The organism is Bacillus sp. 007/AIA-02/001 (assembly GCF_004634455.1).
Taxonomy (GTDB): Bacteria; Bacillota; Bacilli; order Bacillales; family Bacillaceae_G; genus Bacillus_A; species Bacillus_A cereus.
On record NZ_SEIY01000003.1, the window covers coordinates 1 to 26,423 of the forward strand.

Consider the following 26,423-nt stretch of genomic DNA (forward strand, 5'->3'; position numbering starts at 1 on the left):
TCGCTTTAGTTCTTCTGTATATTTTTGAAATGATTGTCCTTTTCTTGCCATAAAAAAATCCCCTCCAGATAAAACAGTATTGAGTCCATCATATCAGATGGACTCTTTTTTTACTGTCTACCTATAGGGGATAATACCAGATCCCCGCCTTTTTTTATGCAAACATTTTAAATACACCTATCGCATTTAAAAATACAATTATTACAGTTACCGGAATAACATAACGAAGTAAGAAGAACCAAATATTAAATAACGTTTTCCCCTTCGTTTCCGTCACTTCTAATTCTTTCATCAATAACTCTTTACTCATTTTATTTGGTACAAATAATGAAATAGCTAGTACTCCTAACGGCAGCAATACGTTACTTACCGAAAAGTCAACTAAATCAAAGAATGTTTTCCCGAATATTTTCACGTCACTCATAATCCCAAATGATAAAGCTGATGGAATACCGACTGCAAAAATAAGAATACCAATTAATAATGATGCTGACGGACGCTTCTTCTCATTACCTTTCGCAACAGATGCTACTACAATTTCAAGCATTGAAATTGCTGATGTTAAAGTCGCAAAGAAGAATAAAATTAAAAACATAATAAAGAAAAATTGACCAAATGGTATTTTTGCAAATACTGCTGGAAGGACGATAAACAGTAGTCCTGGTCCTTCAGTCGGTTTAACTCCCAACGCAAAAATCGCTGGGAAAATTGCTAATCCTGCAAGTACTGTAACAAAAACCGTTAAACTTACAATAGATGTTGCTGATTTCGCTAAATGTTCTTCTTTCTTTAAATACGAACTATACGTTACCATTACCGAGGCACCTACAGTTAGCGAGAAGAAAGATTGTCCCATCGCATATAAAATCGTATCTGCTGTAAGCTTTGAAAAATCTGGCTTTAAGAAGAACTCTACTCCAGCAAAAGCACCATCGAGTGTTAGCGCACGAACAATAATCGCAATAAATAAAATAAATAATAGCGGCATCATGTACTTACTTGCCTTTTCTATACCTTTCTCTACACCTTTACTTACAACAAAAATCGTACAAAGCATAAAGATAAATTGTGCTCCAATCGCGCTTAATGGATTTGAAATCGTTTCACCGAACAATTGTCCATAATCAGCTGCTCCATTCCAGAAACTTCCTGTCACACTATAATATAAATAAAGTAAAATCCATCCACCTACAACACTATAAAAAGATAGTACACTAAAACAAGTAACAACTCCCATACGACCAATCCAAGGATATAATTTGCTATTTGGCACTAGTACTTTATAAGCTGTAACCGCCTCTTTTTGCGTGCTACGTCCAATAACAAACTCCGCTATTAGAAGAGGCATACCTATAAATAAAGTTAATAGTAAAAATACAAGGAAGAATGCGCCTCCCCCGCCATTACCTGCAACATATGGAAATTTCCATATCGCACCAAGACCTACTGCGGCTCCGGCTGCTGCGAGTACAAAGCCTATTTTCGACGTCCATTGCTGTGTTTCTTTCATCATAAATTCTCCTTTTCTGAATATTTAAATTTTTGTTAATTATACACTTTCATTTCATACTCGCACACCTCCTTTAGAAAATAAAAAAGTCCCCTACACGCAAATATGCATGTAGAGGACGATATATGTAATATAAATACCGTGGTACCACCTCAATTGGATTGATAAATCCCACTTGTTCAAGTACAGGAATAATTCCGATACTCTATCCTTTTAACGGCGGAACCCGGGTTGCCTACTACAATGTTCAACATACCTCTCGCAAGCCCATTCTGTATATTTTATCGTACCGGGCTCCCACCTAACCCCAGCTCTCTGAACGCATCAAATATACGTACTCTTCTTGCTCATCGATTTTATCTATTGAAGTTACTTGTGATTATAAATTATATTTTTATATTTGTAAAGCTCACTTTATCTTTTATTATTTTAAAATCTTTTCCTCTAATTCTCGTAAAAAACTTTCTCTTTTCCCCTCGTTTTGCACATATACTGATTTTAACACTTCTTGGAGCAATATATTTCGTGCCCTCTTTTCTAACTGTAAATCTTTTAACTTCAACCTTACTTCATATAAAAAATCTAAATACGATTCATATGTCTCATCATATTTATTTGCAATATCATCTCGAATTTTTTTTGCGAGCTTAGGGCTCGCTCCCCCAGTAGAAACTGCTATATTAAGTAAACCACGATGAATTGCTGCCGGAAAATGAACATTACCACTTTCCGGATTTGTAATAACATTTACTAATTGATTCTCGGCGGCATCTTCAGCAACTTGTTCATTTAATATTGAATCACTACTCGCTGCAACAACTAAAAAAGCACTTTTAATATCACTTTTCTCATATTCTCTTTGATACCAACGAATTTTCTTTTCTTCCACAAGTTTTACTAAATTCGCATCTAATTCTGGACTTATCACAACTATATCCGCACCCTGTTTGAGTAAAGGAATAATTTTAAATCCTGCAACTTTTCCCCCACCAATAACAACAACGCGTTTCTCATTAACTCGCACTGTAAGTGGATACATACTGATCTCCTTTCAATAACTCCGTCGTTTTCTGAATTAACATATCTTGAAACGCTTCATTCTTCCCTAAATATGGACTGATTTTTATCTCTCCCAATTCATATTGGCGCACTTCTTTCTCAATATGTTTCATAAGTAAACCTGTAAATAACAAGTAAGGCAGTACAACGATGTTCTTTTCTTTTTGTTCTACAACTTCCTTTAACTTCTCCTCAAATTTTGGCTCTGCAGCCGCTAAATAACAAACTTCTACTTTTTTAACCTTCTCTTTTGTTTGAAATAAAGAAGCAATCCAGTTTATATCTCTTAATACTTCAGGATCACTGCTCCCTCTTGCAACAAGAAGTAACGTCACTTCATTTTTATCTTCCTGTTCGATGCCACTTCCGCTATACACCGATTTAACAAGTGTTTTTGATACACCAAACGGATTACCATAGGTCACTTTAACATCCGAAAATTGATTAGTTAACTTTTCCAATTCAAAAGGGATATCTTTTTTTACATGCCCTGCCGCTAATAAAAAAACAGGGATAGCAATAATCTCAGTGGCCCCACGCTTCACACATGTACGAAAACCATCTTCAATAGAAGGATTCGCTAACTCTAAAAAACAAACTTCTTGAATAGTCGCTTCTATACGGCTCATACACGATGTAATAAATTGAATCGCCTCTTCTTTCGCTGTCTTCAAACGACTTCCATGACATATATATAAGACGGCTTTCATTTTACAACACTCCACTTACTTGATAAGCATTTTCTGTCTGCTTCTCAAACCAATGAATTTTTTCTCTAAAACGGACAACCTCTCCAATTACAATCATACTCGGATTTTGAATTTGCTCTTTTTTCGCAACATCTACAATTGTCCCTAACGTTCCAACAACTGTGCGTTGCATAGACGTCGTCCCCTGCTCAATAATAGCAGCTGGCGTACTTTTATCTTTTCCATGCTTCATAAGTTGCTCACATATGTAGGGCAAATTACTAACCCCCATATATACCGCTAAAGTCTCTACACCTTTCGCTAAACTCTCCCATTTCACTTCTTCTTCAGCACCTTCTTTCCTATGCCCAGTCACAATAGCAAAACTTGCACTTGCATCACGGTGCGTCACTGGAATGCCCGCATAAGCAGGAGCAGCTATTCCAGCTGAAATACCAGGAATGATTTCAAATGGTACACCTTGCTTTGCTAATGCTTCAGCTTCTTCTCCCCCTCTACCAAACACAAATGGATCGCCGCCCTTAAGCCTCGTTACAACTTTTCCTTTTTTCGCATACTTAATAAGAAACGTGTTAATTGTCTCTTGCTTCATCGTGTGATAATTCGGGAGTTTTCCACAATAAATTAAATCCGCGTCAGGCTTTGCGTGTGAAAGCAGCTCTTTATTCACAAGTCGGTCGTATAAAATAACATCTGCCTTCTCAATACATTTCAACCCTTTAACAGTAATTAAATCTGGATCGCCAGGACCCGCTCCAACAATATAAACCTTTCCCATCATCTCTCCTCATTTCTTCTATTAAAATGAAACTTCCATTCGTATATAAGAATGGAAGTTTTTATTTTTTCGTATTACTGATCTCTACTCATGAATAACAAATGCCGCACCTTTTCGAATCTTCTTTTTTTCAAACAAAGAAATCTCTTTTACCTCTGGCAACGGTAAAAAATGCTTTTCAAGCTCAATCTCCGCAAGCTTAAATGCCTGTTCTTCACTTTGAGCAACAACAACTATCGGAACAATATCACTCACTAATACAGCTTCAAATCGATATAAATCCATATCGTCCCTCCTAAGACGCTATGACTTCTTCTAACACGTTATTTAACGCTATTTGTAATGTATCTACACCAACACGACCTACAAAATCATAAAATGTCTCGGCTGGTAATTTATTCTCTTTGAAATAACTTATAAATGATGCGAGTACATCAGGTAGATCCTCGCCATCTATTTTTCCTTTTAACTTTTGATTGTAGGCACCGCCATCTAACAATGTTCCACCTACGTATATTTCAAACGCTTCAACAATGCCTTTTTCCTTCGTTTTCATTTTCACCCCTTGTAACCCAATGTCAGCAATTTGACGTTGACCACATGAATTCGGGCAGCCTACCATATGAATTCGAACTGGAACATCGAGTGCAATTTGTGTATCTAAGTATTCTGCAATTTTTCGTAATCTTTCTTTCGTTTCTACTAGTGCAAGATTACAATATTCAATACCGGTACATGAAACCGCATGACCAATAAATGATTTCGGGCTAGCAGATATCGCTTCAAACAGCGGTTCACTAAGTAATCCTTTTACATTTTCCGGAGGAACGTTCGGAATAATGAAGTTTTGCGAGTTACATGTACGAATTTGTCCATTTCCATATTGCTTTGCGATTCTTGCAACCTCAAACATTTCTTCTGCATGTAAACGACCTACCGGTACATTAAAACCTACATATTTTAATCCCTCTTGTTTTTGGTCTTGAACACCATAAAAATAGCCTGCATTCCATCCTTTGAGTGCACTTTCCCCTTTACTTTGTAAAGGCCCTGTATACTCTATTAGTTTCTCTTTAAATTTCTCTGCTCCCCAGTCCGCAATAAGAAATTTCAAACGCGCTAAATGACGTTTCTCACGATATCCAAAATCACGGAATATAGTAGCAATTGCAATCGCCACCGCCTTCACTTCTTCTGGTAAAACGAATACATCTAATTCCTCAGCTAAATACGGACGGGCTGATAATCCTCCACCTACTTTTATATGAAAACCAACTTTTTTCTCACCATCTATTTCTTTCGTAGCAGGTGTAAATGCAACACAGTTAATCTCTGCGTTTGCTGAATTATAAATATTAGAACTAATAGACATTTTAAATTTACGTGGCAAGTTAGAAAACTCTTCATTATGTTGGAAGTAATCATATACTTCTTTTACAATATGCGTTGTATCAAATAGTTCATTTGCATCAATGCCAGCAAGCGGATTACCTGTAATATTCCGCGTTATATCACCACAAGCCCCCGCTGAAGATAACCCAACTCTTGCTAACCTTTTAAAAATATCTGGAATTTGCTGAATTTCTAACCAGTGAAACTGGATCGCCTGTCTCGTCGTAATATCTATTACATCACGTCCATAATCTTCAGCGATAGAAGCAAGTACTTCTGCCTGTGCATTTGTAATAATCCCTGACGGAATATTTACCCGCATCATAAAATAACCAGCTTCTTTCGGTCTTTGTAAATACAAGCCTGCCCATTTAAAGGCATCCCACTCTTCTTTCGGAATAGATTCGAAACCATTTTCCGCATAGTAAGGAATATCATTAAAAATTTCTAAGCCATCTTTTTCTAATTTATTTTTCTCGGTCTGATTTAATTTTTCATTGTTAGCCCATACTTTTTCATAACTCATTGTTTATCCCCCTATATAAAACTACGCTCTTGTAAGTACTTCACGATTTGTTCTGCACATTCTTCAATAGAATATTTGTGCGTTTCTACAATTAATTCCGCTTGCTCTGGCTCTTCATAAGGCGAATCAATACCTGTGAAATCCTTAATATCACCTTTCCTTGCCTTTTTATAAAGCCCTTTCGGATCACGTTTCTCACACTCTTCAATCGGACACTTCACAAAAATTTCAATAAATTCATCTGCCGCTAATAAATCTCTTACTTGTTTGCGGTCTACTCGAAATGGTGAAATAAATGCTGTAAGGACAACTGCTCCTTGATCTACAAATAACTTTGCCACTTCGCCAATACGTCTTATATTTTCCATGCGATCACTTTCAGAAAATCCTAAGTCTTTATTTAAACCGTGGCGAATGTTATCCCCATCCAGCACATAATTTCCAATATTCTTTTCAAACAGTTTACGAGCGACCGCATTCGCTACTGTAGATTTACCCGAAGCTGATAAACCAGTAAACCAAATTACAAAACTATGATGTCCATTCTTCACTCTTCTCTCATCTTTTGAAACCGAAGCTGTATGCCAAGTAATATTCGTATCCATCTCGTTCTCTCCCTATTCTGTTACTACTTCTTTTTTCAAGCCTTTAATTAGCACTTCCACTACTTCTTTACGACTAAATGTACTTGGCGGAATCTCACCGTTTCTTAATAATTCTCTTACTTTCGTACCCGATAAAATAACATGATCTTCTTTTCCGTGCGGACATGTTTTCGTTGAAGCCATCGCTTCACATTTCGTGCAGTAAAAACTATGTTCAAAGAATAGTGGTGTAATTCCTAACTCTTCTATCGTAAAATTTGTGAAGATTTCTTGCGCTTCATACGTTCCGTAATAATCTCCTACTCCAGCATGATCACGCCCTACTATAAAGTGGGTACATCCAAAATTCTTTCTTACTAACGCATGAAATATCGCTTCCCTTGGTCCTGCGTAACGCATGGCAGCAGGAAATACACTTAAAAAGACACGATTTTTCGGATAATATTTTTGAAGAAGTACTTCATAGCTTTCCATTCTTACATCAGCAGGAATATCATCCGATTTCGTTTCTCCGACGAGCGGATTTAAAAAGAGACCATCTACAATTTCAAGAGCAGATTTTTGAATATACTCATGGGCACGATGTACCGGGTTTCTCGTTTGAAATCCGACCACTGTTTTCCACCCACGTTTTTTAAATGCTTCCCTCGTTTCAATTGGGTCTAAATGATAAGAAGGAAATTGATTATTTTCAAAGCGTTTTGTTAGAATAATAGTTCCTCCAACGTAAACGTTTGGTCGTTCATATAATTTTTTCACTCCTGGATGAGCCTCATCCGTTGTTTTATATACAAGTAACGCTTCTTTTTCTTTATCTGGTACAAAAATATCTTCTATTTGAATGACACCGTATATATTTCCATTGTTGACAAGCTTTACTTCCTCTCCAACCTTCAGGCTTTCTGCGACTTTTTCTGTTACCGGTAATGTAATCGGTATACTCCACACACTACCATTTGCTAAACGAAGCGTTTCTACAACTGAATCATAATCTTCCTTCCCTAAAAAACCAGTAAGGGGGCTATATCCACCTGTCGCCAATAGTTCTAAATCACTTAACGCAATATTGTCTAATTTAATTTCTTTTTCAATTTGTGATACGTCATATGTCTCATCTATACGGTTTACTAATTCGTTTACTATGCTCATTTTTCTATATCCTCTCTTAGCTTTATTTCAAGATTCATCTTATTGGTAATGAAGACCACATTCGGTTTTCACTTTCCCAGCCCATCTACCATCTCTTGAATCGCCACCATCCCCTACAGGTAACGTACATTTCTCACACCCAATACTTGGATAGCCAACATCATGCAACGGGTTATACGGCAAGCTATGTTTGTATACATATCGCCAAACTTCTTTCCACGTCCAATGAATGAGTGGACAAACTTTAATAGATTGAAAACGATGATCTTGATTTATAAACTTTGTATGCTTACGTGTTTCTGATTGTTCCCTTCTTAAGCCCGATATCCACGCTTTTTCCGCTGCTAATGATTTTTCTAACGGTAAAATTTTTCTAATCTTACAACAAAGATTCGGATTACTTTCCCATAATTTCTCACCATGCAACTTCTCTTGTTCATCAAGCGTAAGTTCCGGTTGTTTTTCTATAATATTTAATGAAGGAAATCGCCTCCGCACTTTTTGAATTAATTCATATGTTTCTTGAAAATGAACATTTGTATCTAAAAATACAACTTTAGCAGATGGATTTACTTGGTTTATAAGGTGCAGCAATACCATACCTTCCACCCCAAAGCTACATGCGTAGACGATTTCATCTTTATATTCTTTATAAGCCCACTTTAATACTGATAGCGCGCCTTTTGTTTCATCTTCTTCCGAAAACGAAACAACATTTTCTTCCCACGTTTCATACGTCAACATGTTTTTTCCCCCTGTAAAAGCAAAAAGACGGTTTTAACCTAATGAAAATAGGTTAAAACCGCCTCTAGTTTTTCTAGTCAGCGCTTTTCACTTTAAACGTACTTTTTCACTTTTCTCTAACTGAATTACTTTTCCATCTTGCACAACAATTGTAATTGAACCATATTTCATATCAGCAAGCATCGCTTCAATCTTCTCGGATACTTCATCAAAATGTTCCCGTACACCCACGCGAACAGCCCCCCTTTTTATTCATAAAAAAAATCTTTCCCATTTCGAAAAGACTGTTCGGTAATATATTTTACCTTATCTTTCAAAATGGATTCCATTTTGCTGGATTTAGCACCTTGCTTTCTATAAGCAGGTTGCCGAGCTTCTTCGGGCCAGTTCCCTCCGCTTCTCTTGATAAGCTTTGTATTTGTATTTTATCATAATTCTGATTTTTTTCAATCCTAGTTTTCCGATATATTTTAATTATTTTATTTTTACAAAAAAGGAATTGCCCATCCGAACAACCCCTTTTTCTATTTAGACAAGCTCTTTAATACGTATGCGATCGTTCCCAATAATATTTTCATATGTTTCGCGTTCCACAACTACTTGCGATGTTCCGCCTTTTGCAAAGACAACGGCTGGTCTTCGAATCCGATTGTAATTATTCGCCATCGAGTACCCGTATGCTCCTGTACAGGAAACTGCTAGTAAATCAGAAGAAGCGACTTTTGGTAAATGAATATCCCAAATCAACATGTCTCCACTCTCACAGCATTTCCCGGCAATCGAAACGAGTTCCTCATTCTCATCATTCCCTCGATTCGCTAACATCGCTTCATAACGCGCGCTATATAAAGCAGGTCTTAAATTATCTGTCATTCCACCATCGACTGATACATATTTCCGAATACCAGGAATATCTTTCACAGATCCAACTGTATAAATTGTTGTCCCAGCATCACCTACAATGCTACGTCCTGGTTCAATCCATATTTCTGGCAATGGATATTCACATACAGTAAATTGTTCTCTCACTGCACTTGTTACAGCTCGCACATATGTCTCAAGAGTTAATGGTGTATCTGACTCTGTGTAGCGTATTCCAAATCCCCCGCCTACATTTAACACTTTTACTACATAGTTTGTTTGCTCTCTCACTTCTACTAAAAATTGGCGAAGAACTTCAATCGCTCGAACAAAACCAGCTGTTTCAAATATTTGCGATCCAATATGTGAATGGATCCCTAGCACATTATAATTGGATTTTTGTAAAGCAAATCTAATTGCCTGCATCGCTTGACCGTTTGAAACGCCAAATCCAAATTTCGAATCATCTTGGCCTGTCGTAATATATTCATGTGTGTGCGCCTCTACTCCAGGCGTTACACGAATTAATATGTTCACAAACTTTCCATGTTGCATCGCTAAATCGTGTAAAACTTCTAATTCAAAGAAATTATCTACGACAAAACAACCGATATTCGCCTGAAGAGCCATCACTATTTCTTCTTCTGTTTTATTATTTCCATGAAAATGAATACGTGATGCCGGAAATCCTGCTTGGAGCGCAGTATATAATTCTCCCCCAGAGACAACGTCTAATGACATATTCTCTTCACGAGCTACTCGGCACATCTCCATGCACAAGAACGCCTTGCTTGCATATGCTACTTGATAAGAGAAACCACTTTCTTTAAAAGCACGATGAAATGCTCGGCATTTTCCTCGAATAGACTCTTCATCGTATACATAAAGTGGTGTTCCGTATTGCTTTGCTAGCTGCGTCGTATCGCACCCTCCAATTTCTAAGTGTCCTTGCCCATTAATTCGGCTTGTGCCGTGTAAATACATTTAAATTCCTCCCTTATTTCCTCTAAAACTCATAACCCCAATCTTCTATTCATTGCAGCACGCTTTTAGATAGACAAAAAACGCGCGGAACAATGTTCACACGCGTTTCTTATTAGGAAAAATATATATTGAAAAAATAAACGAGTTGTTATCTCCTCAAAATAAGAAACCGCATCAACATCTCCAAATAGCTCTCCATAAAATAAATCTTATGACAGTACTACATTTATTCAATGCAGTCCCAATATATGAATAAGATGGTTATTCTTATATTTCGGCAATAGTCCCTTTCAACCTATGATCACAGATTCCATTAAATCTCCCATAGCTTACTCTTTCCTATCGCGGCCTCTACCTTTGAGAGTAGATGAGGTAAGTCTATTTAATTTTCAAACATCTAATTGTTGCTATTAACAATACCAAAGGACCATTTTATTTGTCAAACAATTTTTTATATTGTTTTTTTGCAGTTTAATTTCGTATCGTCTGGTAAGCGCTTTACTAATACCTTTGTTACTTCCCATTCGCCTTCTTCGTTATTAAATGTAATCGTTACCTTCTCAAATGGTGGAGCAATTTTCCCAGCAACACGTTCATACTTTGTCACTTCAATACTTGCTTGAAATAAATATGTACCGCTATACACTTTTTTTAAACTAATAATTTTAGGACATTGATAAGGTTTCAAACTTCCATATTGTTTTTCAATTGCTTTATTTATTTTTGGAAATAAAACAGAATAAAGTGCATCTTCCATAAGAGGTGCATCATATTGGGCTACCGACACACTCGGTGAAGTAAAAAGTATAACACTACTGCATGCTATAAAATATAATAATTTTCGCATTATAACCTCCGTATTATCACGCGATTCTTTCTGCGTACAATAATTATCATACATAGAAATTCTGTTTTATTGTCTCCCACCACTCTTTTTCTACTCGATTATTATAAAAAAGCCCACAACCTTCTTTTATTTTCGTATAATGATACTCATAGTATAATAATCATAATAACAAAGGACTGTTCGTATATATAAAATGAGTCGTTAAGCAAACTGACTCTCAAGAACTGTCATGCTTTTTAGGAGAGGAGTATATTATGCTACAACATCTGTTTCCAAAACTGCGATTTGCACTCGTTGCAGTCGTTTTACTATGGATTAAAACATATATTGTGTACAAGCTAGCATTTGATATTAAAATTGATAATTTCTTTGAAGAATTCATGCTTTTTATCAATCCACTAGCTGCGTTACTTTTATTTTTCGGCTTAGCTTTACTTGCATCTAAGCACCGAAACCGAATTATAATTGGAATCAGTTTTATACTGTCATTTATTTTATTTGGAAACGCAATGTTTTATGGGTTCTATAACGATTTCGTTACTTTCCCAGTTTTATTCCAAACAAACAATATGGCTGATTTAGGGACAAGTATAAAAGAACTCTTTACGTACAAAACATTACTTTTATTTGCAGATGCAATTATTTTAATGTTTATTTCGCGTAAATTCCCATCATTTGGCGACAAAACACCACTTTCCCGCTCAGAGAAGCGAACTTTCTTTAGCGGTGTAACAGCTTTATTAGCACTACAAATTGTTGTATCAGTTATTTATAAACCACAAATGTTCTCACGCTCATTTGACCGTCAAACTGTCGTGAAGAATTTAGGTTTATACACATATCATCTATTTGATATTACGCTTCAATCCAAGTCCTCAGCTGAGCGTGTATTTGCAAGTGGGGATGGGTTTTCTGAAATTAAAAACTATACAGACTCAAAAGACAAACAAGTTGATAAAAACTTATTTGGAGCTGCAAAAGGTAAAAATGTAATTTTAATTTCAATGGAATCTACACAAAGCTTTGTTATTAATAAAAAAATAAATGGAAAAGAAATTACACCATTTTTAAATGAATTTATTAAGGATAGTTTCTATTTCGATAACTTCTATCATCAAACTGGACAAGGTAAAACTTCTGATGCTGAATTTATCGTTGAAAACTCACTTTATCCGCTAGATCGTGGTTCTGTATTCTTTACTCATGCAACAAATGAATACACAGCGACACCAGAACAATTAAAGAAATACGGATATTCTTCTGCCGTCTTCCATTCAAATGATAAAACGTTTTGGAATCGGGATGTAATGTATCCTGCGCTTGGATATGATCGTTACTTTAATTTAAATGATTACGCAGGAACGGAGCAAATGTCTGTCGGTTGGGGATTAAAAGATAAAGAGTTCTTTGAACAATCTATTCCAAAGTTAAAATCTTTACCGCAACCGTTCTATACAAAATTTATTACATTAACAAATCATTTTCCATTTCTTCTAAATCCGGAAGATCAATATGTTGATGAATTCAACTCGGAAAGTGGTGTTGTAAACCGCTACTTCCCAACTGTTCGTTACACAGATGAAGCTCTTAAATTATTTATTAAACAATTAAAAGAAGAAGGATTGTATGATAATTCCGTTATTGTCATCTATGGTGATCATTACGGTATTTCCGAAAACCATAACGCAGCTATGGCACAGTTCCTAGGAAAAGATACTATTACACCATTCGATTCTATGCAATTACAACGAGTCCCTCTTATTATTCATGTGCCTGGCCAAGAAGGAAAAGTTGTTTCTAAAGTATCCGGTCAAATTGATATTAAGCCAACGCTCCTTCATTTACTTGGTATTAAAACAAATAAATCCGTTGAATTTGGAACTGACTTATTTATTAAAGAGAAAGACCCGCTTATGGTAATGCGTGATGGTAGCTTTGTTTCTGAAGAGTATGTTTATACAAAAAATATGTGCTACAAAAGAAGTACGGGTGAAGAAGCTGACATGACGCTATGCCAGCCGTATATTGAAAAAGCAAAAACAGAATTAAAACTCTCCGATAAATTAATTTATGGAGATTTATTACGCTTCGATCCTAATAATCGATATAAAACTGGAACGATGACAACGAAATTTGAATAGTAAAGGAAGCAACTTTATACAAGTTGCTTCCTCTTTTTATTTTCACTTAATTTTCAAACCATCCTTCTATGAAATCTTTCACAAATTGGTAATTTCTTTCGTATGAGGAATAAATTTATGGTATGATAAAATAAGTAAACTTTCATACACTAATTAAGAATTTATTACAGAAAGCAAGGGATCAGATTTTGTATAGAGCAGCTATTCCAAACTTATTTACGCTCGGAAATTTATATAGCGGATTTTTATCAATCGGCTATGCATCTTTAGGATATTATAAATCAGCTGCTATTTTAGTACTTATCGGGATGATGTTAGATAGTCTTGATGGTCGTGTTGCTCGTTTATTACGTGTTGATTCACAAATGGGAAAAGAGCTCGACTCGCTTGCAGATGTCGTAACATTTGGTGCAGCACCAGCTGTTTTAATGTATTACACATCTTTCTCAAACTACGGAATCATCGGATTATACATAGCGGGATTATTCCCTCTTTTCGGAGCATATCGTTTAGCACGATTTAATGTAACACCATCTTCTACTTCAATGAAATATTTCACTGGAGTACCGATTACAGCAGCGGGAGGGCTTGTTGCTTTCTTAACATTATTTTCACATACCATTCCAAAAATCGTTCTTATTACCGTATTTGTAACGTTCGCATTTTTAATGGTGAGCCGCATTCGTATCCCAAGTTTAAAAGATGTACCAATTCCACGATATAGCATCATTATTACACTATTTTTAGTTGGAATCATTATTACAATGTATCAAACAGGATTTGGAAATTTTTCTGTTTTCTTATTTATTGCCATTCCACTATATATTTTGTACATGTTATCTCAATTCATTAGACAAAGACCGTCTAAAAAAGCGAATAAAGAAAAATAAGAAAACCTTCCGAGTCCGGAAGGTTTCTTTTTATTTTGTAACTAATACCTTTTGATTTACAGGTGTTACTGGCTCTTCACCGTTTAATACAGCTAAAATATTTCTGACAGCCATTTCAGCCATCGCATCACGAGTTTCAAATGTTGCATTCCCTACGTGTGGAGCAAGTACTACATTCTTTAATTCTTTTAGCTCTTCTGTAATTTTCGGTTCAAATTCAAACACGTCAAGAGCTGCTCCTTCAATTTCATTCGTTTTTAATGCATGAGCAAGTGCTGCTTCATTCATAATTGGCCCACGTGAAGCATTTACAATATACGCTGTTTTCTTCATCATTTTAAACTGCTCTTCATCAATCATATGATGTAATTTTGGATTATAAGCACAGTTAATTGTAATAAAGTCTGCTGTTTGTAATAATTCTTCCAACATCACATACGTTGCCCCCAGCTCACTTTCAGCTTCAAGCTTACGATTTGGCCCTGTATATAAAACATCCATTCCAAATGCTTTCGCACGTTTTGCAACAGCCTTCCCGATTTCTCCAAGACCTATAATTCCGATTGTCTTACCATGAACTTCTCGTCCTAAGAAAAATAACGGTGCCCATCCGTTAAATCCAGTCGTACGACATAACGTATCCCCTTCAGGAATTCTACGCGCCGCTGCTAAAAGAAGTGCAAATGTTAATTCTGCAGTCGCTTCCGTTGATACTTTCGGTGTATTCGTAACTGCAATTCCTTTTTCGCCCGCATACGTGTAATCAATATTGTCGTAACCAGCACCATAGTTTGCAACAATCTTTAAATGAGGGGCTGCATCAATAACTTCTTTTGGCACCTTTGTCGAAAGTAAACTTAACAATGCATCTTTATCTTTTACACGCTCTGTTAATTCATCTATAGAAATTAACTCCTCTTTATCGTACATTTCTACATCATGATCTTTTAATAGTTCTAATCCAATTTCCGGAATTTTTCCCGCTACTAATATTTTTGCCACTACTAACACCTCTTCTATAGAAAATAAGATATCTCTTATATTTCATTGTAAGAAATCCACATATAAAAACCAAGGAATTTGATTATAGTTTTAAAAATCGACACTTTTCCATGAAAAAAGAGGAGATGCAACTCTCCCCTTTTCTTACGCTTTTTCCTGCGATTCTTTTCCAAGCTTCACATCAATCGTTCCTTCTGCAACCGTATCGCTAATTTGCTCCTCAATAACCGATTGAGATGCAGCATTCGTTTCAGAAGTATAAGCTTGTTGCTGTGCACCTTGTACATTTTGTTTATTTTGTTGTTTCGCCATTTCTTACCCTCCTTTTCATTCTTTCTTATTTTGAACAAAAAGGACGGTTTTCATCAAAAAATTGCATTTCATTTTGAATTTGTTACTTCTTCTTCAAGCGACCTCATTACTCTTGCTCGCTTCGTAAATGTTGCAACCTGAGTAACACCGTGAGCTAGTAATGTTTGTACATTTTCTTGTACATAATTCCCTAAATCATTTGGATAATGGGCATCCGAAGAAATCGTAATTGGAACACCATACTTAGCTAATACTTGTAAATATAGTGGACTTGGGCACATTTCACGAACAGGATAACGATAGTATAATCCTGCATTTATTTCTGTTGCCGTATTCGTTTCTACTAACGCACAGGCAATTTCCTCATAATAAGAAAGCTGTTCATTCTCATCCAATCGATAATTAAATACCTTTATATTATCAAGATGAGCGATAATATCAAATAACTCGGTACGAATCGCACTCTCAACTGTTTTAAAAAACATATCATATAATGCGCGTAGGTCATGCTTCTCAAAATATTCTTTCGTATCTGGATTATCAAATCCCCAGCCATTTAAAAAATGAACGGAACCAATTATATAATCAAAGTCTCCTAGCGCTAATAATTCTTTTAACTCTCCTTCACAACCAATAAAATAATCCGCTTCAATTCCAAGTTTAAGTGTGACACCTCTTTTACTCCATCGTTCTTTCGCCTCTTCAATGACCTTTGTAAAATCATACAGTGAAACTACCCTTACTTGATCTAACCATTCCTTCTGTATACGACCGAGCTTAGAATCACTAATATCTACATATTTTTCATAATATCCTTTCGCTTCATGAAAACGATATAAATGATCAACAATCCCAACTTCTGTTATACCTTTTCGCACAGCTTCTTCTAAATAGAGGTCCATCCATTCTGTTGTAAATGGCCCTTCCTTCACACGCTTTTGCAAACGCTCTTGTGTTTTCATAAGCCAATCAATAGAATGCCTTTCTTGAAGCGGTTCATAACGTTCCAGCGCTTCATTTATTTTAGCAAGCCATCCTATTGAATACGGTCCTTCTTCTAAGTGAAGATGATAATCTACTTTCATATACATTCCCCCTTATAATGTATCTATTTCCCTTCTATCCCCAACTCTCGAAAGCTTTCCATTTCGTTCTTTCACCTCTCGCATGACATCTTCCAATGTAATATTTTTTTCAGCTAATAAAACGAAACAGTGATAAAATACATCAACCATTTCTTTCACTACTTCTTCTTTATCATTATTTTTACATGCGATAATTACTTCAGCACACTCTTCACCAATTTTCTTTAAAATTTTATCTTCTCCTTTTGAAAATAAATAATTTGTATACGATTCAGGAAGTGGGCTTTCCTTTCGTTCTTCAATTATTTTATACAGCAACTTAAAGGCATTTTCCATATGTATCCCCCTATATAATTTGATAGTGAAAACATGTCTTCTCTCCCGTATGACAAGCAGGTCCTACTTGTTTCACATTCACAACAATTGAATCTTGATCACAATCTAAATATAAAGATTGTACATATTGAAGATTCCCTGATGTTTCCCCCTTATTCCATAACGACTGCCTCGAACGAGAATAAAACCATGTTCTTTTCGTCTCTAACGTTTTTTCATATGCTTCTTCATTCATATAAGCTAGCATTAAAACTTCTTTCGTACCTTCTTCGATGACAATTGCTGGTATTAATCCTTTTGAAAAATTAGGTTTCATAACCGCACCTCAACATTTGCATCTCTTAATTTTCGCTTTACACTCTGCACTGTCGCCTCACCATAATGAAAGATGGATGCCGCTAACGCTGCATCAACTGTTGTCTTTTGAAAAACTTCTATAATGTGATCCGTATGACCACAGCCCCCTGATGCGATGACTGGAATGGAAACACTTTTTGAAATTTCTTCTGTTAAACGAAGGTCATATCCGCTTTTCGTTCCATCTGCATCCATACTCGTTAACAAAATTTCACCTGCCCCAAGTTTAACAACACGCTTCGCCCATTCTATGGCATCCATTCCTGTGTCAACTCTTCCGCCGTTGACGTATACGTTCCATTTACCTTCTGCTACTTTTCTAGCATCAATTGCCACGACAATACATTGTGATCCAAAGTGTTCTGCCCCTTCTTCTATAAGCTTCGGGTTTCGCACTGCCGCTGAGTTTATTGAAACTTTGTCTGCTCCAGCTCTTAGTAAATTGTACATATCTTTCACACTTGAAATCCCCCCGCCAACCGTAAGAGGAATAAATACTTTAGCTGCTGTTTTTTCTACAACATCTATAATCGTTTTTCTTCCTTCATGAGTCGCTGTAATATCTAAAAATACGATTTCATCTGCCCCTGCCTCGTTATATGCTTCAGCTATTTCAACCGGATTACCGACATCTTGTAATCCTATAAAATTTACACCCTTTACGACTCGCCCTTCTTTCACATCTAGACATGGAATGATTCGTTTCGCTAACATAACTTCGTTACCTGTAACACTTCTTCTAAATCAATCGTTTTCTCGTAAAGCGCCTTTCCAATTATGACACCATATATATTCATATCATTTAACTTTTTCACATCTTGAATAGATGCCACTCCTCCAGAGGCGATGAGACGAATGCCCACACTTTTTTGAAGTATCGCTAATTGTTCAAAATTTGGACCTGTAAGCGTCCCGTCTTTCGAAATGTCTGTAAACACAATCGTTTGAACACCTAAACTTTCCATTTGTTTCGCTAAACTAACGTAAGAAATTTCAGACAGATCAAGCCAACCTCTCGTTGCTACGAAACCATTTTTCGCATCAATTCCAACAATGATTTTCTCTTTATATAGACGAACTGCTTCCTCTAAAAATGAATTATCATAAAGAGCTGCTGTTCCTAAAATCACTTTTTCTACACCTGCTGACAATAACTTCTCCACCGTTACAAGTGAACGAATTCCTCCTCCCACTTGCACAGGAATACGTACCGCCTTGCAGATTTTTTCAATGACGGGCAAATTTAACGACTCGCCAGCAATTGCACCGTCTAAATCAACAATGTGTAGTATTTCCGCTCCAAGCTTTTCAAATATGATCGCCTGCGCTACCGGATCTTCATTCATCACCGTTTCTTTACTAAACTCTCCTTGATAAAGTCTAACGCATCGCCCTTCTTTTAAATCGATAGCTGGGAAGATTTCCATGCTTCTACCACTCCTTGAAAATTTTTTAATATTTGCATGCCAATTTCGCCACTTTTTTCTGGATGAAACTGTGCACCAAATACATTTCCTTTCGCGACAAACCCTGGTATTTGCATTCCATAATCACTTACTCCGCATACAATTTCATCTGGACAATCCGCGTAATATGAGTGAACATAATACACGAAAGAACCATCCACTAATCCATTCCAAAGCGGAAATTCTCTTTCCTTCCTTAATTCATTCCATCCCATATGAGGAATTTTATACGAAACTTTTAACTTCCGAATTTCACCTGGTAGTAAACCTAACCCGCTACAATCTTTTAGTTCCTCACTTCGTTCAAATAAAAGTTGCATGCCCAAACATATACCGAGGAGTGGTTTTCCTATGTCACAAACTTCTTTTAGTACACACACTAAATCTCTTTCTTTTAATACTTCCATCGCTTTCGGAAATGCACCTACTCCCGGTAGAATCACGCCATCGCTTCTCAATATCTCTTCTTTATCACTCGTTACAATGTACTCTGCCTCAATATATTTTAATGCTTGCTCTACACTGCGAATATTCCCCATTCCATAATCTATAATGGCAATCAATTACAACATCCCTTTCGTTGAATTTACACCAGTAATGTTGGCATTTTTTTCGACCGCTTCTCTAAGCGCTCTACCAAAAGCTTTAAATAATGCTTCAATTTTGTGATGTGTATTACTTCCGTATAGAACGCGCGCATGTAATGTAATATTGGCAGCATGTGCAACTGCTCTAAAAAATTCTTCCGTCAATTCTGTATCAAAATCCCCGAGCTTCGGATTTGTTAATTCCCCTTGAAATACACAATATGAGCGTCCACTTATATCAATTGCAACAAATCCTAAAGATTCATCCATCGGTACATACGCGGAACCGTAACGATTAATTCCTTCTTTATTTTGCAATGCTTCTTTCAAGCAATTTCCGAGTACAATTCCAACATCTTCAACGGTGTGATGTGCATCGACAAATACATCACCTTCTGCCTCAACTTGCAATCCAAATCTTCCATGTCTAGCAAATAAAGTCAGCATATGATCGAAAAAACCAACCCCCGTTTGAATAGATACACTCGTACTTTCATCAAGCTGCAAACTTAATTTAATTTTTGTTTCTGTCGTCTCACGTGCTTGACTGGACTGACGCATTATTTTTCCTCCTCAAACCTTATTTGGATTGCTCTCGCATGTGCATGTAACCCTTCTTTATTTGCAAGCTCTACAATATGATGCTGTACATTTTTTAATGCTTCCTCTGTATAAGAAATAAAACTTGATTTTTTCACAAAATCATCGACTGATAACGGAGAAAAAAATCTTGCCGTTCCGCTCGTTGGTAATACATGATTCGGTCCCGCCAAATAATCCCCGAGCGGTTCAGGTGCATATGGCCCAAGGAAAATAGAGCCTGCATGTTTCACATAATCTAGAGCATTCATCGGTTCTTTTATATGTAACTCTAAATGTTCTGGAGCAATTTTATTTGATAACTTTAGTGCCTCCTCTAAAGAAGCAACGATAAAGATGGCTCCATTTCTATTTATTGATTCACATGCAATTTCACTTCTTGGTAACGTTTCCAACTGTCTTTCTACCTCTTTTTCTACTTCTTTAGCTAGTTCCATATTCGTTGTAATACAAATCGCCGTTGCTCTCTCATCATGCTCTGCTTGCGATAATAAATCCGCTGCGATATATTTTGCATTACCTGTTTCATCCGCGACAACTACAATTTCTGATGGACCAGCAATCATATCGATATTTACTATCCCGTATACTTCTCGTTTCGCTAGAGCGACGTACAAATTTCCCGGTCCAACTATTTTATCCACTTTCGGAATCGATTCCGTCCCGTATGCTAAAGCAGCAATTGCTTGTGCGCCACCTATCGTATAAATTTCATCTACTCCCGCAAGATTTGCAGCAGCTAATATATGAGGATCAATTCCCCCTTTCCTCGGCGGTGTTACCATTACAATCTTTTTCACACCTGCAAGTTTCGCCGGCAATACATTCATTAATACTGAAGAAGGATATGAGGCTGTCCCACCCGGTACATATACACCTACATTTTCTAATGGCCGAATAAGCTGCCCTCTAATTATGCCTTTACTTTCACAATCGAATATTGAATACTTCTTTTGCTTTTCGTGATACGAAACAATGTTTTTCTTCGCCTCTTTTAAAGCTTCTAAAAATGAATTCTCTACAAACATACTCGCTTGCTGTATTTCTTCTTCACTTACACGAAAATCTTTCATCTCTACACCATCAAACTTTTTTGTATAGAAAGATAAAGCCTCATCATTCCCTTCCCTTACATGTCTAATGATTTCTCTTACACTTCTTTGAACAGTTTCTTCTATTATATTAGCGTTTTCTCTTAGCACTTTTATTTTAGATAATGCCTCCTTAAAGTCTTCATAAATGATTTCCATTTTAAATCCTCCTATTTCCCTGATAAGATTTCTTGCTCCATCATATTTATAATGCTGAATATTTCGTCTTTTTTAGTTTTTAAGGCTGCCTTATTTACAATCATCCGAGCCGATATAAAGTACATTTCCTCAAATACAATGAGTCCATTCTCTTGTAATGTTTTTCCTGTTTCAACAATATCTACAATCGCATCTGCCAATCCAAGAAGAGGAGCGATTTCTACAGAACCTTCTATTTTAATAATTTCTACATCCTCTCCCTTATCATGAAAATAAGTAGAAGTAATATGTGGGTATTTCGTAGCGATTCTTTTCTTCCGGTAACTCTTCGGATTATACGTAGGAATAGAAGCAACACAAAACTTACAAATCCCCACTCCTAAATCCAGCATTTCATAAATATCTTTCTCGTTTTCCATTAAAATATCTTTTCCAACGATGCCAATATCAGCTACCCCATGTTCTACATAAGTAGCAACATCAACCGCTTTTACTAAAATAAATGAAACATTTGTATTTTTACTTTGAAATACAAGCTTCCGACCTTTATTTTTGAGCTCGGAACAATCAATTCCAATCTGCTCAAAAAGTGGAATGACATGTTTTTCTAATCTTCCTTTCGTTAACGCAATTTGAATGTTACGCATGAAGCCTCTCCTTCTTTCTGGACTACCCATTTCTCATTCCATACATATTCCACTAAGTATTCATTCTTTGCCTCAACGACCGTTCCTATTTTATTTTTTCTTGCGAATTGAAGGGTATCGCTTAAATTAGAGAATAGAGATAACCAAGCATTTTTCCCATCCTTTCGAAGTAAATTTCGTAGCCTTTCTGCTTCCGCTAATCTATTTAACTCATAATGAATCACAATATCAATTTGATTTCGTTCATATGGTTCTTGCTGCTCTTGCAGCGCCTTCACAATTTGATTTACTTGTACCGCGAGTCCAACAGCTGGCAGCATTTCTCCAAAATTGCCAATTAGCTCATCGTATCTTCCGCCACTAACGATTTCTTCTCCAATTTCATATATATATCCTTTGAAAATAACACCCGTATAGTAATCTAAGTGTTGAATCATGCCCAAATCAATTGATATGTAAGAACCATATCCTAACGTTTCAATTGTTTCATACATTTCTTTTATTCTTGCAATTGCCATTTTCATTTCATTACTTGAAGCAAGCTTTTCTGCTTCCTCAATAACTTCTAAATTTCCAAATAGCCTTGGCAATTTCTCAAGTAACCTTACTGTCTCATCGCATCGATTTAATTTCTTTTCTCCGATAAAATTTGAGAGGGCTGCATAATTTTTACTTTCTATATACGTTCTAAGTACCCTTTCTTCTTCATCATGGATGGAGAGTTTTTTTACAATACATTTATATAACTGTACTTGCCCAATCTCAATTGTAAAAGATTGCACCTTCAACTTTTGAAGTGCTTGAATGACACTTATTACACATTCAATTTCAGCTCTTACATTATCAATCCCGATAACTTCAATACCACTTTGTACGATTTCATTATATTTTCCAGAATGGGATTCATTCGCTCGAAATACATTCCCGCTATACGTCACTTTAAGTGGCGTATCCCATCTCTGTGTTCCAATAACTCTCGCTAAAGGAATTGTCATATCTGGACGTAAAACGATAATCCTTCCCTTTTCATCAAAAAATTTATACATCTTCTCTTCATCTATCGGTCTATTTTGAAATGCAAAAACGTCATAAAATTCAATTGTAGGTGTTCTTATTTCTTCATAACCTCTCTCTAAAAAAGTAAGCCTTAATTTTTGTTCTACTTCTTCAATTAACGTACATTCTTCGAATAAATAATCTCTCGTTCCATTCGGATTTGCCCGTTTCCATTTTGTCATCTAAATTTTCACACCTTTCCCCTTCTAATGTATGCCTATTTCATTCCCCTAAGCCGAAAATAAAAAGAGCCTTGTAGACAAAATACCTACAAGGCTCTTCAGTAGAGTGTAGGTACAACGGGAATAACCCTTGTACCTACACGTTTTCACGCTAGGTTCAAGGGTTTCATGTATGATGATGTAGTTGTGTAAGCATTGTAATAGATTGCACGATATTCATAATACTTACTCCCTTTCTCCTCTGATTTTCACATAGTATATAACAGTTAATTTTGAATGTAAATACATTTTTAATATTCCGTCATTTTTTTTAATGTAAAGCCACTTTTCTTTCATACTCTTTTATTTCTTGTTCATATTGCATTGTAATACTAATTTCATCTAAACCATTTAATAACTTCTCTTTCCACATTTTCTCGATTGTAAAATGGAATCTATGCGTATTCGTTGTCATTATTTCATTTTCTAAATCAACTATGATTTGTTCTCTCGCATCTGTTTTAGCAAGTTGTTCACGCATATCTTTATCCATTACAATCGGTAACATGCCATTTTTCATACAATTCATATAAAAGATATCGGCAAATCCTCCAGCGATAATAACGCGGAAACCATAATCAGCAAGTGCCCATGGAGCATGTTCTCTTGACGAGCCACATCCAAAATTATCGCCTGTGATTAATATACTGGCTCCTTTTCTTTCTTGTGCATTAAGCGGGAAATTAGGGTTTTCTTGGCGATTATTATCATATCGCCACTCATCAAATAAAAACTTCCCAAACCCAGTTCTTTCAATTCTCTTTAAATATTGCTTCGGAATAATTTGATCTGTATCAATGTTATCATTCATCAGTACTGCGGCAGTACCTTTATGAATACGAAATGGCTCCATCATAACTCTCCTTTCTAATATCAACAAAATGACCATATAACGCAGCCGCTGCCGCCATTGCAGGGCTAACTAAATGCGTTCGTGCTCCCTTTCCTTGTCTTCCTTCAAAATTGCGATTTGACGTAGAGGCACAATGTTCCCCTTCAGGCACTTGATCTGGATTCATACCTAGACACATTGAGCATCCGGGCTCTCTCCATTCAAATCCAGCTTCTTCAAATATGCGATGTAATCCTTTATGCATCGCTGCTTCTCTTACCCTTTGAGATCCAGGTACAACAAGTGCTCGCACACCTTCTTTTACTTTTTTACCTTTCACGACAGATGCAGCAATTTCTAAGTCAGAAAGCCTGGAATTTGTACAAGATCCAATGAAAACATGTTGAACTGGAATGTCATACGTACTTTGTCCGGGACTCAATCCCATATAAGAAAACGCTCTTTCGTCATTTGCATCATGCTTTTCTGGCAATTTCTCATCGATCCGAACACCCATACTAGGATTTGTTCCCCACGTAACGTACGGTGCTAAATCCGTAACATCTACTAGAATATGTAAATCATAAACTGCATCTAAATCTGTATAAAGTTCTGACCATTTTTTCTTAATAGATTCATAGTCTTTCGGTGCATATTTACGCCCTTTTACGTAAGCAACCGTTTTTTCATCTGGTGCAATAATGCCAGCCTTTGCTCCCCCTTCAATTGCCATATTGCAAAGCGTCATCCTCTCTTCCATATCCATAGCATGAATGGCCTCTCCGTAAAATTCCATTACGTAACCTGTTCCAACTGCTACTCCGTACTTTGAAAGAAGGTGTAAAATAATATCTTTCGCATAAACACCTTGCGGTAACTTTCCTTTTAACTCAATGCCCATCGCTTTCGGCTTTCGTTGCCATAACGTTTGCGTCGCCAATACATGTTCCACTTCACTCGTACCAATACCAAACGCTAGTGCGCCAAAAGCACCGTGTGTTGCTGTATGACTATCACCACAAACAATCGTTTTTCCTGGCTGTGTGAGTCCAAGTTCTGGTCCTATTACATGAACGATCCCTTGCTCTTCATCTCCGATATCCGCTAATGGCACCTGAAATTGTTTACAGTTTTCCCGAAGTGTATCTAGTTGCTGCTTCGCAATGCGGTCGGTAATATTCCAAACATCTTTCGTTGGAATATTATGATCCATCGTTGCAAATGTTAAATCTGGTCTGCGGACTGTTCGATTTGTAAGCCGCAAGCCTTCAAAGGCTTGCGGTGACGTTACTTCATGAACAAGATGTAGATCGATATATAATAAATCCAATCCATTTTCATTAGTCGCAACTACATGTCTTTCCCAAAGCTTATCTAGTAACCTTTTCCCCATTATCTTCCTCTCCCTACTAACGCTTGCTCTTCCATTTCTTGAATAACTGCCTTTGTAAATGAAGTTGTCGTTTCAGTCCCCCCGATATCTGCTGTACATTTTCCTGATTTAAGGACTGCAGAAACTGCTTCTTCAATTGCATATCCTTCTCTCGTTAATCCGAACGATTGCCCAAGCATCATTGCAACAGAACGCATCATCGCAATTGGATTCGCCTTATTTTTCCCCGCAATATCCGGTGCTGATCCGTGAATAGGCTCGTATAATGAAGGCCCCTTTTCAGCGTGACTTGCTGATGGAAGCATTCCTAATGATCCGGCTAATACTGAAGCCTCATCACTTAAAATATCACCAAATAAATTTTCCGTTACAATAACGTCAAATCTTCCTGGATTCCGAATTAATTCCATAGCTGCTGCATCTACTAAAATGTGTTCTACTTCCACATTTGGGTAGCTAAGTGCTACTTCTTCTGTCACAGTTCTCCATAATTTACTAGACTCTAAAACATTCGCTTTATCAATAGATGTTACTTTTTTCTTCCGCTTATTCGCTAATTGAAAAGCATACGAAACGATACGTTCAATTTCATGGCGATGATACGTAAGTGTATCTGTTGCCACTTCTTCCGTTCGCTCTTTCGGATAAGAAAAATAAATTCCGCCTGTTAATTCACGAACGACAACGAAATCAATTTCATCAGCGTTTTTTAATGGTGATAAATGTGCAGTTGCACTTTCTACCGTTACAGGGCGAACATTCGCAAATACACCGAGTCCTTTTCTTAATGCTAATAATCCTTTCTCAGGCCTTTCTTTCGCACTATCCCACCTTGGTCCACCTACTGCTCCAAGTAAAACCGCATCACTCGCTAAACAGGCGGCAAGTGTTCGCTGTGGTAATGGTTGCCCAGTTAAATCGATAGCAACACCACCAAAGTACTCATCTTGCAAATGAAAATGATGTCCATATAGCCTTTCTACCATATGCAATACTTCCTTCGCACTTTCCATTACTTCTGGACCAACACCATCACCAGCTAAACAAACGATACGTTTTTCCATTTTTAACACTCCTTTTAAC

29 protein-coding genes, 2 riboswitches and 1 other annotated feature are annotated in these 26,423 nt (G+C 36.6%); of the genes, 2 read left to right on the top strand and 27 right to left on the bottom strand.

The window, feature by feature from the left end:
• Positions 1–154 precede the first annotated feature (154 nt).
• From ES895_RS09215 to ES895_RS09270, 12 genes are all read right to left on the bottom strand, one after another.
• Positions 155–1,510, bottom strand: coding sequence for a sodium-dependent transporter (locus ES895_RS09215; protein WP_000665430.1), 1,356 nt, complete (start codon positions 1,508–1,510; stop codon positions 155–157).
• A gap of 111 nt (positions 1,511–1,621) precedes the next feature.
• Positions 1,622–1,870: a binding site (T-box leader), on the bottom strand.
• Between the two features lie 64 nt (positions 1,871–1,934).
• On the bottom strand, positions 1,935–2,549 hold the full coding sequence (locus ES895_RS09220) for an NAD(P)-binding protein (RefSeq protein WP_000283354.1): 615 nt from the start codon (positions 2,547–2,549) through the stop codon (positions 1,935–1,937).
• The gene (locus ES895_RS09225) at positions 2,524–3,279 is read right to left on the bottom strand and encodes a sirohydrochlorin chelatase (RefSeq protein ID WP_053512841.1); all 756 of its coding nucleotides are present in this window, start codon (positions 3,277–3,279) and stop codon (positions 2,524–2,526) included. The genes ES895_RS09220 and ES895_RS09225 overlap by 26 nt, the downstream gene beginning before the upstream one ends.
• A 1-nt stretch (position 3,280) precedes the next feature.
• Positions 3,281–4,057 carry a uroporphyrinogen-III C-methyltransferase gene (cobA, locus tag ES895_RS09230; protein ID WP_000521255.1) on the bottom strand — a complete coding sequence of 259 codons (777 nt, stop codon included), beginning with the start codon at positions 4,055–4,057 and terminating at the stop codon, positions 3,281–3,283.
• 84 nt (positions 4,058–4,141) lie between these two features.
• Entirely contained in the window at positions 4,142–4,342 is a 201-nt protein-coding gene (locus ES895_RS09235; protein ID WP_000366918.1) for a DUF3906 family protein, read from the bottom strand.
• 10 nt (positions 4,343–4,352) lie between these two features.
• A complete protein-coding gene (locus ES895_RS09240) occupies positions 4,353–5,975 on the bottom strand; it encodes a nitrite/sulfite reductase (protein ID WP_097796672.1) in 1,623 nt (540 codons plus the stop codon).
• A gap of 11 nt (positions 5,976–5,986) precedes the next feature.
• Positions 5,987–6,580: an adenylyl-sulfate kinase gene (cysC, locus tag ES895_RS09245; RefSeq protein ID WP_000380499.1), complete on the bottom strand. Its 594-nt coding sequence runs from the start codon at positions 6,578–6,580 to the stop codon at positions 5,987–5,989.
• Between the two features lie 12 nt (positions 6,581–6,592).
• Positions 6,593–7,729 carry a sulfate adenylyltransferase gene (sat, locus tag ES895_RS09250; RefSeq protein ID WP_000029494.1) on the bottom strand — a complete coding sequence of 379 codons (1,137 nt, stop codon included), beginning with the start codon at positions 7,727–7,729 and terminating at the stop codon, positions 6,593–6,595.
• 39 nt (positions 7,730–7,768) lie between these two features.
• Positions 7,769–8,473 (bottom strand): phosphoadenylyl-sulfate reductase, encoded by a 705-nt coding sequence (locus tag ES895_RS09255; protein WP_000959013.1) that lies wholly within the window; start codon positions 8,471–8,473, stop codon positions 7,769–7,771.
• A gap of 87 nt (positions 8,474–8,560) precedes the next feature.
• Positions 8,561–8,704, bottom strand: a complete 144-nt coding sequence (locus ES895_RS09260; protein ID WP_000538896.1) for a YezD family protein — start codon at positions 8,702–8,704, stop codon at positions 8,561–8,563.
• Between the two features lie 72 nt (positions 8,705–8,776).
• Positions 8,777–8,885: riboswitch (SAM riboswitch) on the bottom strand.
• Between the two features lie 116 nt (positions 8,886–9,001).
• Positions 9,002–10,318 (bottom strand): diaminopimelate decarboxylase, encoded by a 1,317-nt coding sequence (lysA, locus tag ES895_RS09265; RefSeq protein ID WP_000280649.1) that lies wholly within the window; start codon positions 10,316–10,318, stop codon positions 9,002–9,004.
• A 180-nt stretch (positions 10,319–10,498) separates the two neighbouring features.
• Positions 10,499–10,680, bottom strand: a riboswitch (Lysine riboswitch).
• Between the two features lie 89 nt (positions 10,681–10,769).
• Positions 10,770–11,165 (bottom strand): DUF3888 domain-containing protein, encoded by a 396-nt coding sequence (locus ES895_RS09270; RefSeq protein WP_001228824.1) that lies wholly within the window; start codon positions 11,163–11,165, stop codon positions 10,770–10,772.
• Between the two features lie 254 nt (positions 11,166–11,419).
• Between ES895_RS09270 and ES895_RS09275 the strand changes: the two genes are divergently transcribed.
• The gene (locus ES895_RS09275) at positions 11,420–13,306 is read left to right on the top strand and encodes an LTA synthase family protein (RefSeq protein WP_000939082.1); all 1,887 of its coding nucleotides are present in this window, start codon (positions 11,420–11,422) and stop codon (positions 13,304–13,306) included.
• Positions 13,307–13,494: 188 nt separating this feature from the next.
• Positions 13,495–14,196, top strand: a complete 702-nt coding sequence (gene pssA, locus ES895_RS09280; RefSeq protein WP_000285417.1) for a CDP-diacylglycerol--serine O-phosphatidyltransferase — start codon at positions 13,495–13,497, stop codon at positions 14,194–14,196.
• A 30-nt stretch (positions 14,197–14,226) separates the two neighbouring features.
• Here the strand turns inward: pssA and ES895_RS09285 are convergent, their stop codons facing one another.
• The 15 genes from ES895_RS09285 to leuB form a co-directional block, all read right to left on the bottom strand.
• The gene (locus tag ES895_RS09285; RefSeq protein WP_001062835.1) at positions 14,227–15,198 is read right to left on the bottom strand and encodes an NAD(P)-dependent oxidoreductase; all 972 of its coding nucleotides are present in this window, start codon (positions 15,196–15,198) and stop codon (positions 14,227–14,229) included.
• A 144-nt stretch (positions 15,199–15,342) separates the two neighbouring features.
• A complete protein-coding gene (locus ES895_RS09290) occupies positions 15,343–15,510 on the bottom strand; it encodes a YozQ family protein (protein ID WP_001118878.1) in 168 nt (55 codons plus the stop codon).
• 68 nt (positions 15,511–15,578) lie between these two features.
• Positions 15,579–16,595 carry a histidinol phosphate phosphatase domain-containing protein gene (locus tag ES895_RS09295; RefSeq protein ID WP_000861846.1) on the bottom strand — a complete coding sequence of 339 codons (1,017 nt, stop codon included), beginning with the start codon at positions 16,593–16,595 and terminating at the stop codon, positions 15,579–15,581.
• A gap of 12 nt (positions 16,596–16,607) precedes the next feature.
• Positions 16,608–16,931, bottom strand: a complete 324-nt coding sequence (hisE, locus tag ES895_RS09300) for a phosphoribosyl-ATP diphosphatase (RefSeq protein WP_000426351.1) — start codon at positions 16,929–16,931, stop codon at positions 16,608–16,610.
• A gap of 10 nt (positions 16,932–16,941) precedes the next feature.
• Positions 16,942–17,247 carry a phosphoribosyl-AMP cyclohydrolase gene (hisI, locus tag ES895_RS09305; protein ID WP_000803961.1) on the bottom strand — a complete coding sequence of 102 codons (306 nt, stop codon included), beginning with the start codon at positions 17,245–17,247 and terminating at the stop codon, positions 16,942–16,944.
• Entirely contained in the window at positions 17,244–18,002 is a 759-nt protein-coding gene (gene hisF, locus ES895_RS09310; protein WP_000880117.1) for an imidazoleglycerol phosphate synthase cyclase subunit, read from the bottom strand. Before hisF ends, hisI begins: the two co-directional genes overlap by 4 nt.
• Positions 17,996–18,715 carry a 1-(5-phosphoribosyl)-5-[(5-phosphoribosylamino)methylideneamino]imidazole-4-carboxamide isomerase gene (gene hisA, locus ES895_RS09315; RefSeq protein ID WP_000402299.1) on the bottom strand — a complete coding sequence of 240 codons (720 nt, stop codon included), beginning with the start codon at positions 18,713–18,715 and terminating at the stop codon, positions 17,996–17,998. Before hisA ends, hisF begins: the two co-directional genes overlap by 7 nt.
• On the bottom strand, positions 18,688–19,317 hold the full coding sequence (gene hisH, locus ES895_RS09320) for an imidazole glycerol phosphate synthase subunit HisH (RefSeq protein ID WP_000560336.1): 630 nt from the start codon (positions 19,315–19,317) through the stop codon (positions 18,688–18,690). Before hisH ends, hisA begins: the two co-directional genes overlap by 28 nt.
• Positions 19,318–19,902 carry an imidazoleglycerol-phosphate dehydratase HisB gene (hisB, locus tag ES895_RS09325; protein ID WP_001249951.1) on the bottom strand — a complete coding sequence of 195 codons (585 nt, stop codon included), beginning with the start codon at positions 19,900–19,902 and terminating at the stop codon, positions 19,318–19,320.
• Positions 19,902–21,191, bottom strand: coding sequence for a histidinol dehydrogenase (hisD, locus tag ES895_RS09330; protein WP_135238306.1), 1,290 nt, complete (start codon positions 21,189–21,191; stop codon positions 19,902–19,904). Before hisD ends, hisB begins: the two co-directional genes overlap by 1 nt.
• An 11-nt stretch (positions 21,192–21,202) precedes the next feature.
• On the bottom strand, positions 21,203–21,838 hold the full coding sequence (hisG, locus tag ES895_RS09335; RefSeq protein WP_001244493.1) for an ATP phosphoribosyltransferase: 636 nt from the start codon (positions 21,836–21,838) through the stop codon (positions 21,203–21,205).
• Complete coding sequence (locus tag ES895_RS09340; RefSeq protein WP_016109652.1) at positions 21,814–23,076, bottom strand: ATP phosphoribosyltransferase regulatory subunit; 1,263 nt, start codon at positions 23,074–23,076, stop codon at positions 21,814–21,816. The genes hisG and ES895_RS09340 overlap by 25 nt, the downstream gene beginning before the upstream one ends.
• A 310-nt stretch (positions 23,077–23,386) precedes the next feature.
• The gene (gene leuD / locus ES895_RS09345; RefSeq protein WP_000433186.1) at positions 23,387–23,968 is read right to left on the bottom strand and encodes a 3-isopropylmalate dehydratase small subunit; all 582 of its coding nucleotides are present in this window, start codon (positions 23,966–23,968) and stop codon (positions 23,387–23,389) included.
• Complete coding sequence (gene leuC, locus ES895_RS09350) at positions 23,946–25,340, bottom strand: 3-isopropylmalate dehydratase large subunit (protein WP_000518102.1); 1,395 nt, start codon at positions 25,338–25,340, stop codon at positions 23,946–23,948. The genes leuD and leuC overlap by 23 nt, the downstream gene beginning before the upstream one ends.
• A complete protein-coding gene (gene leuB, locus ES895_RS09355; protein WP_097997925.1) occupies positions 25,340–26,404 on the bottom strand; it encodes a 3-isopropylmalate dehydrogenase in 1,065 nt (354 codons plus the stop codon). The genes leuC and leuB overlap by 1 nt, the downstream gene beginning before the upstream one ends.
• Positions 26,405–26,423: the final 19 nt, after the last annotated feature.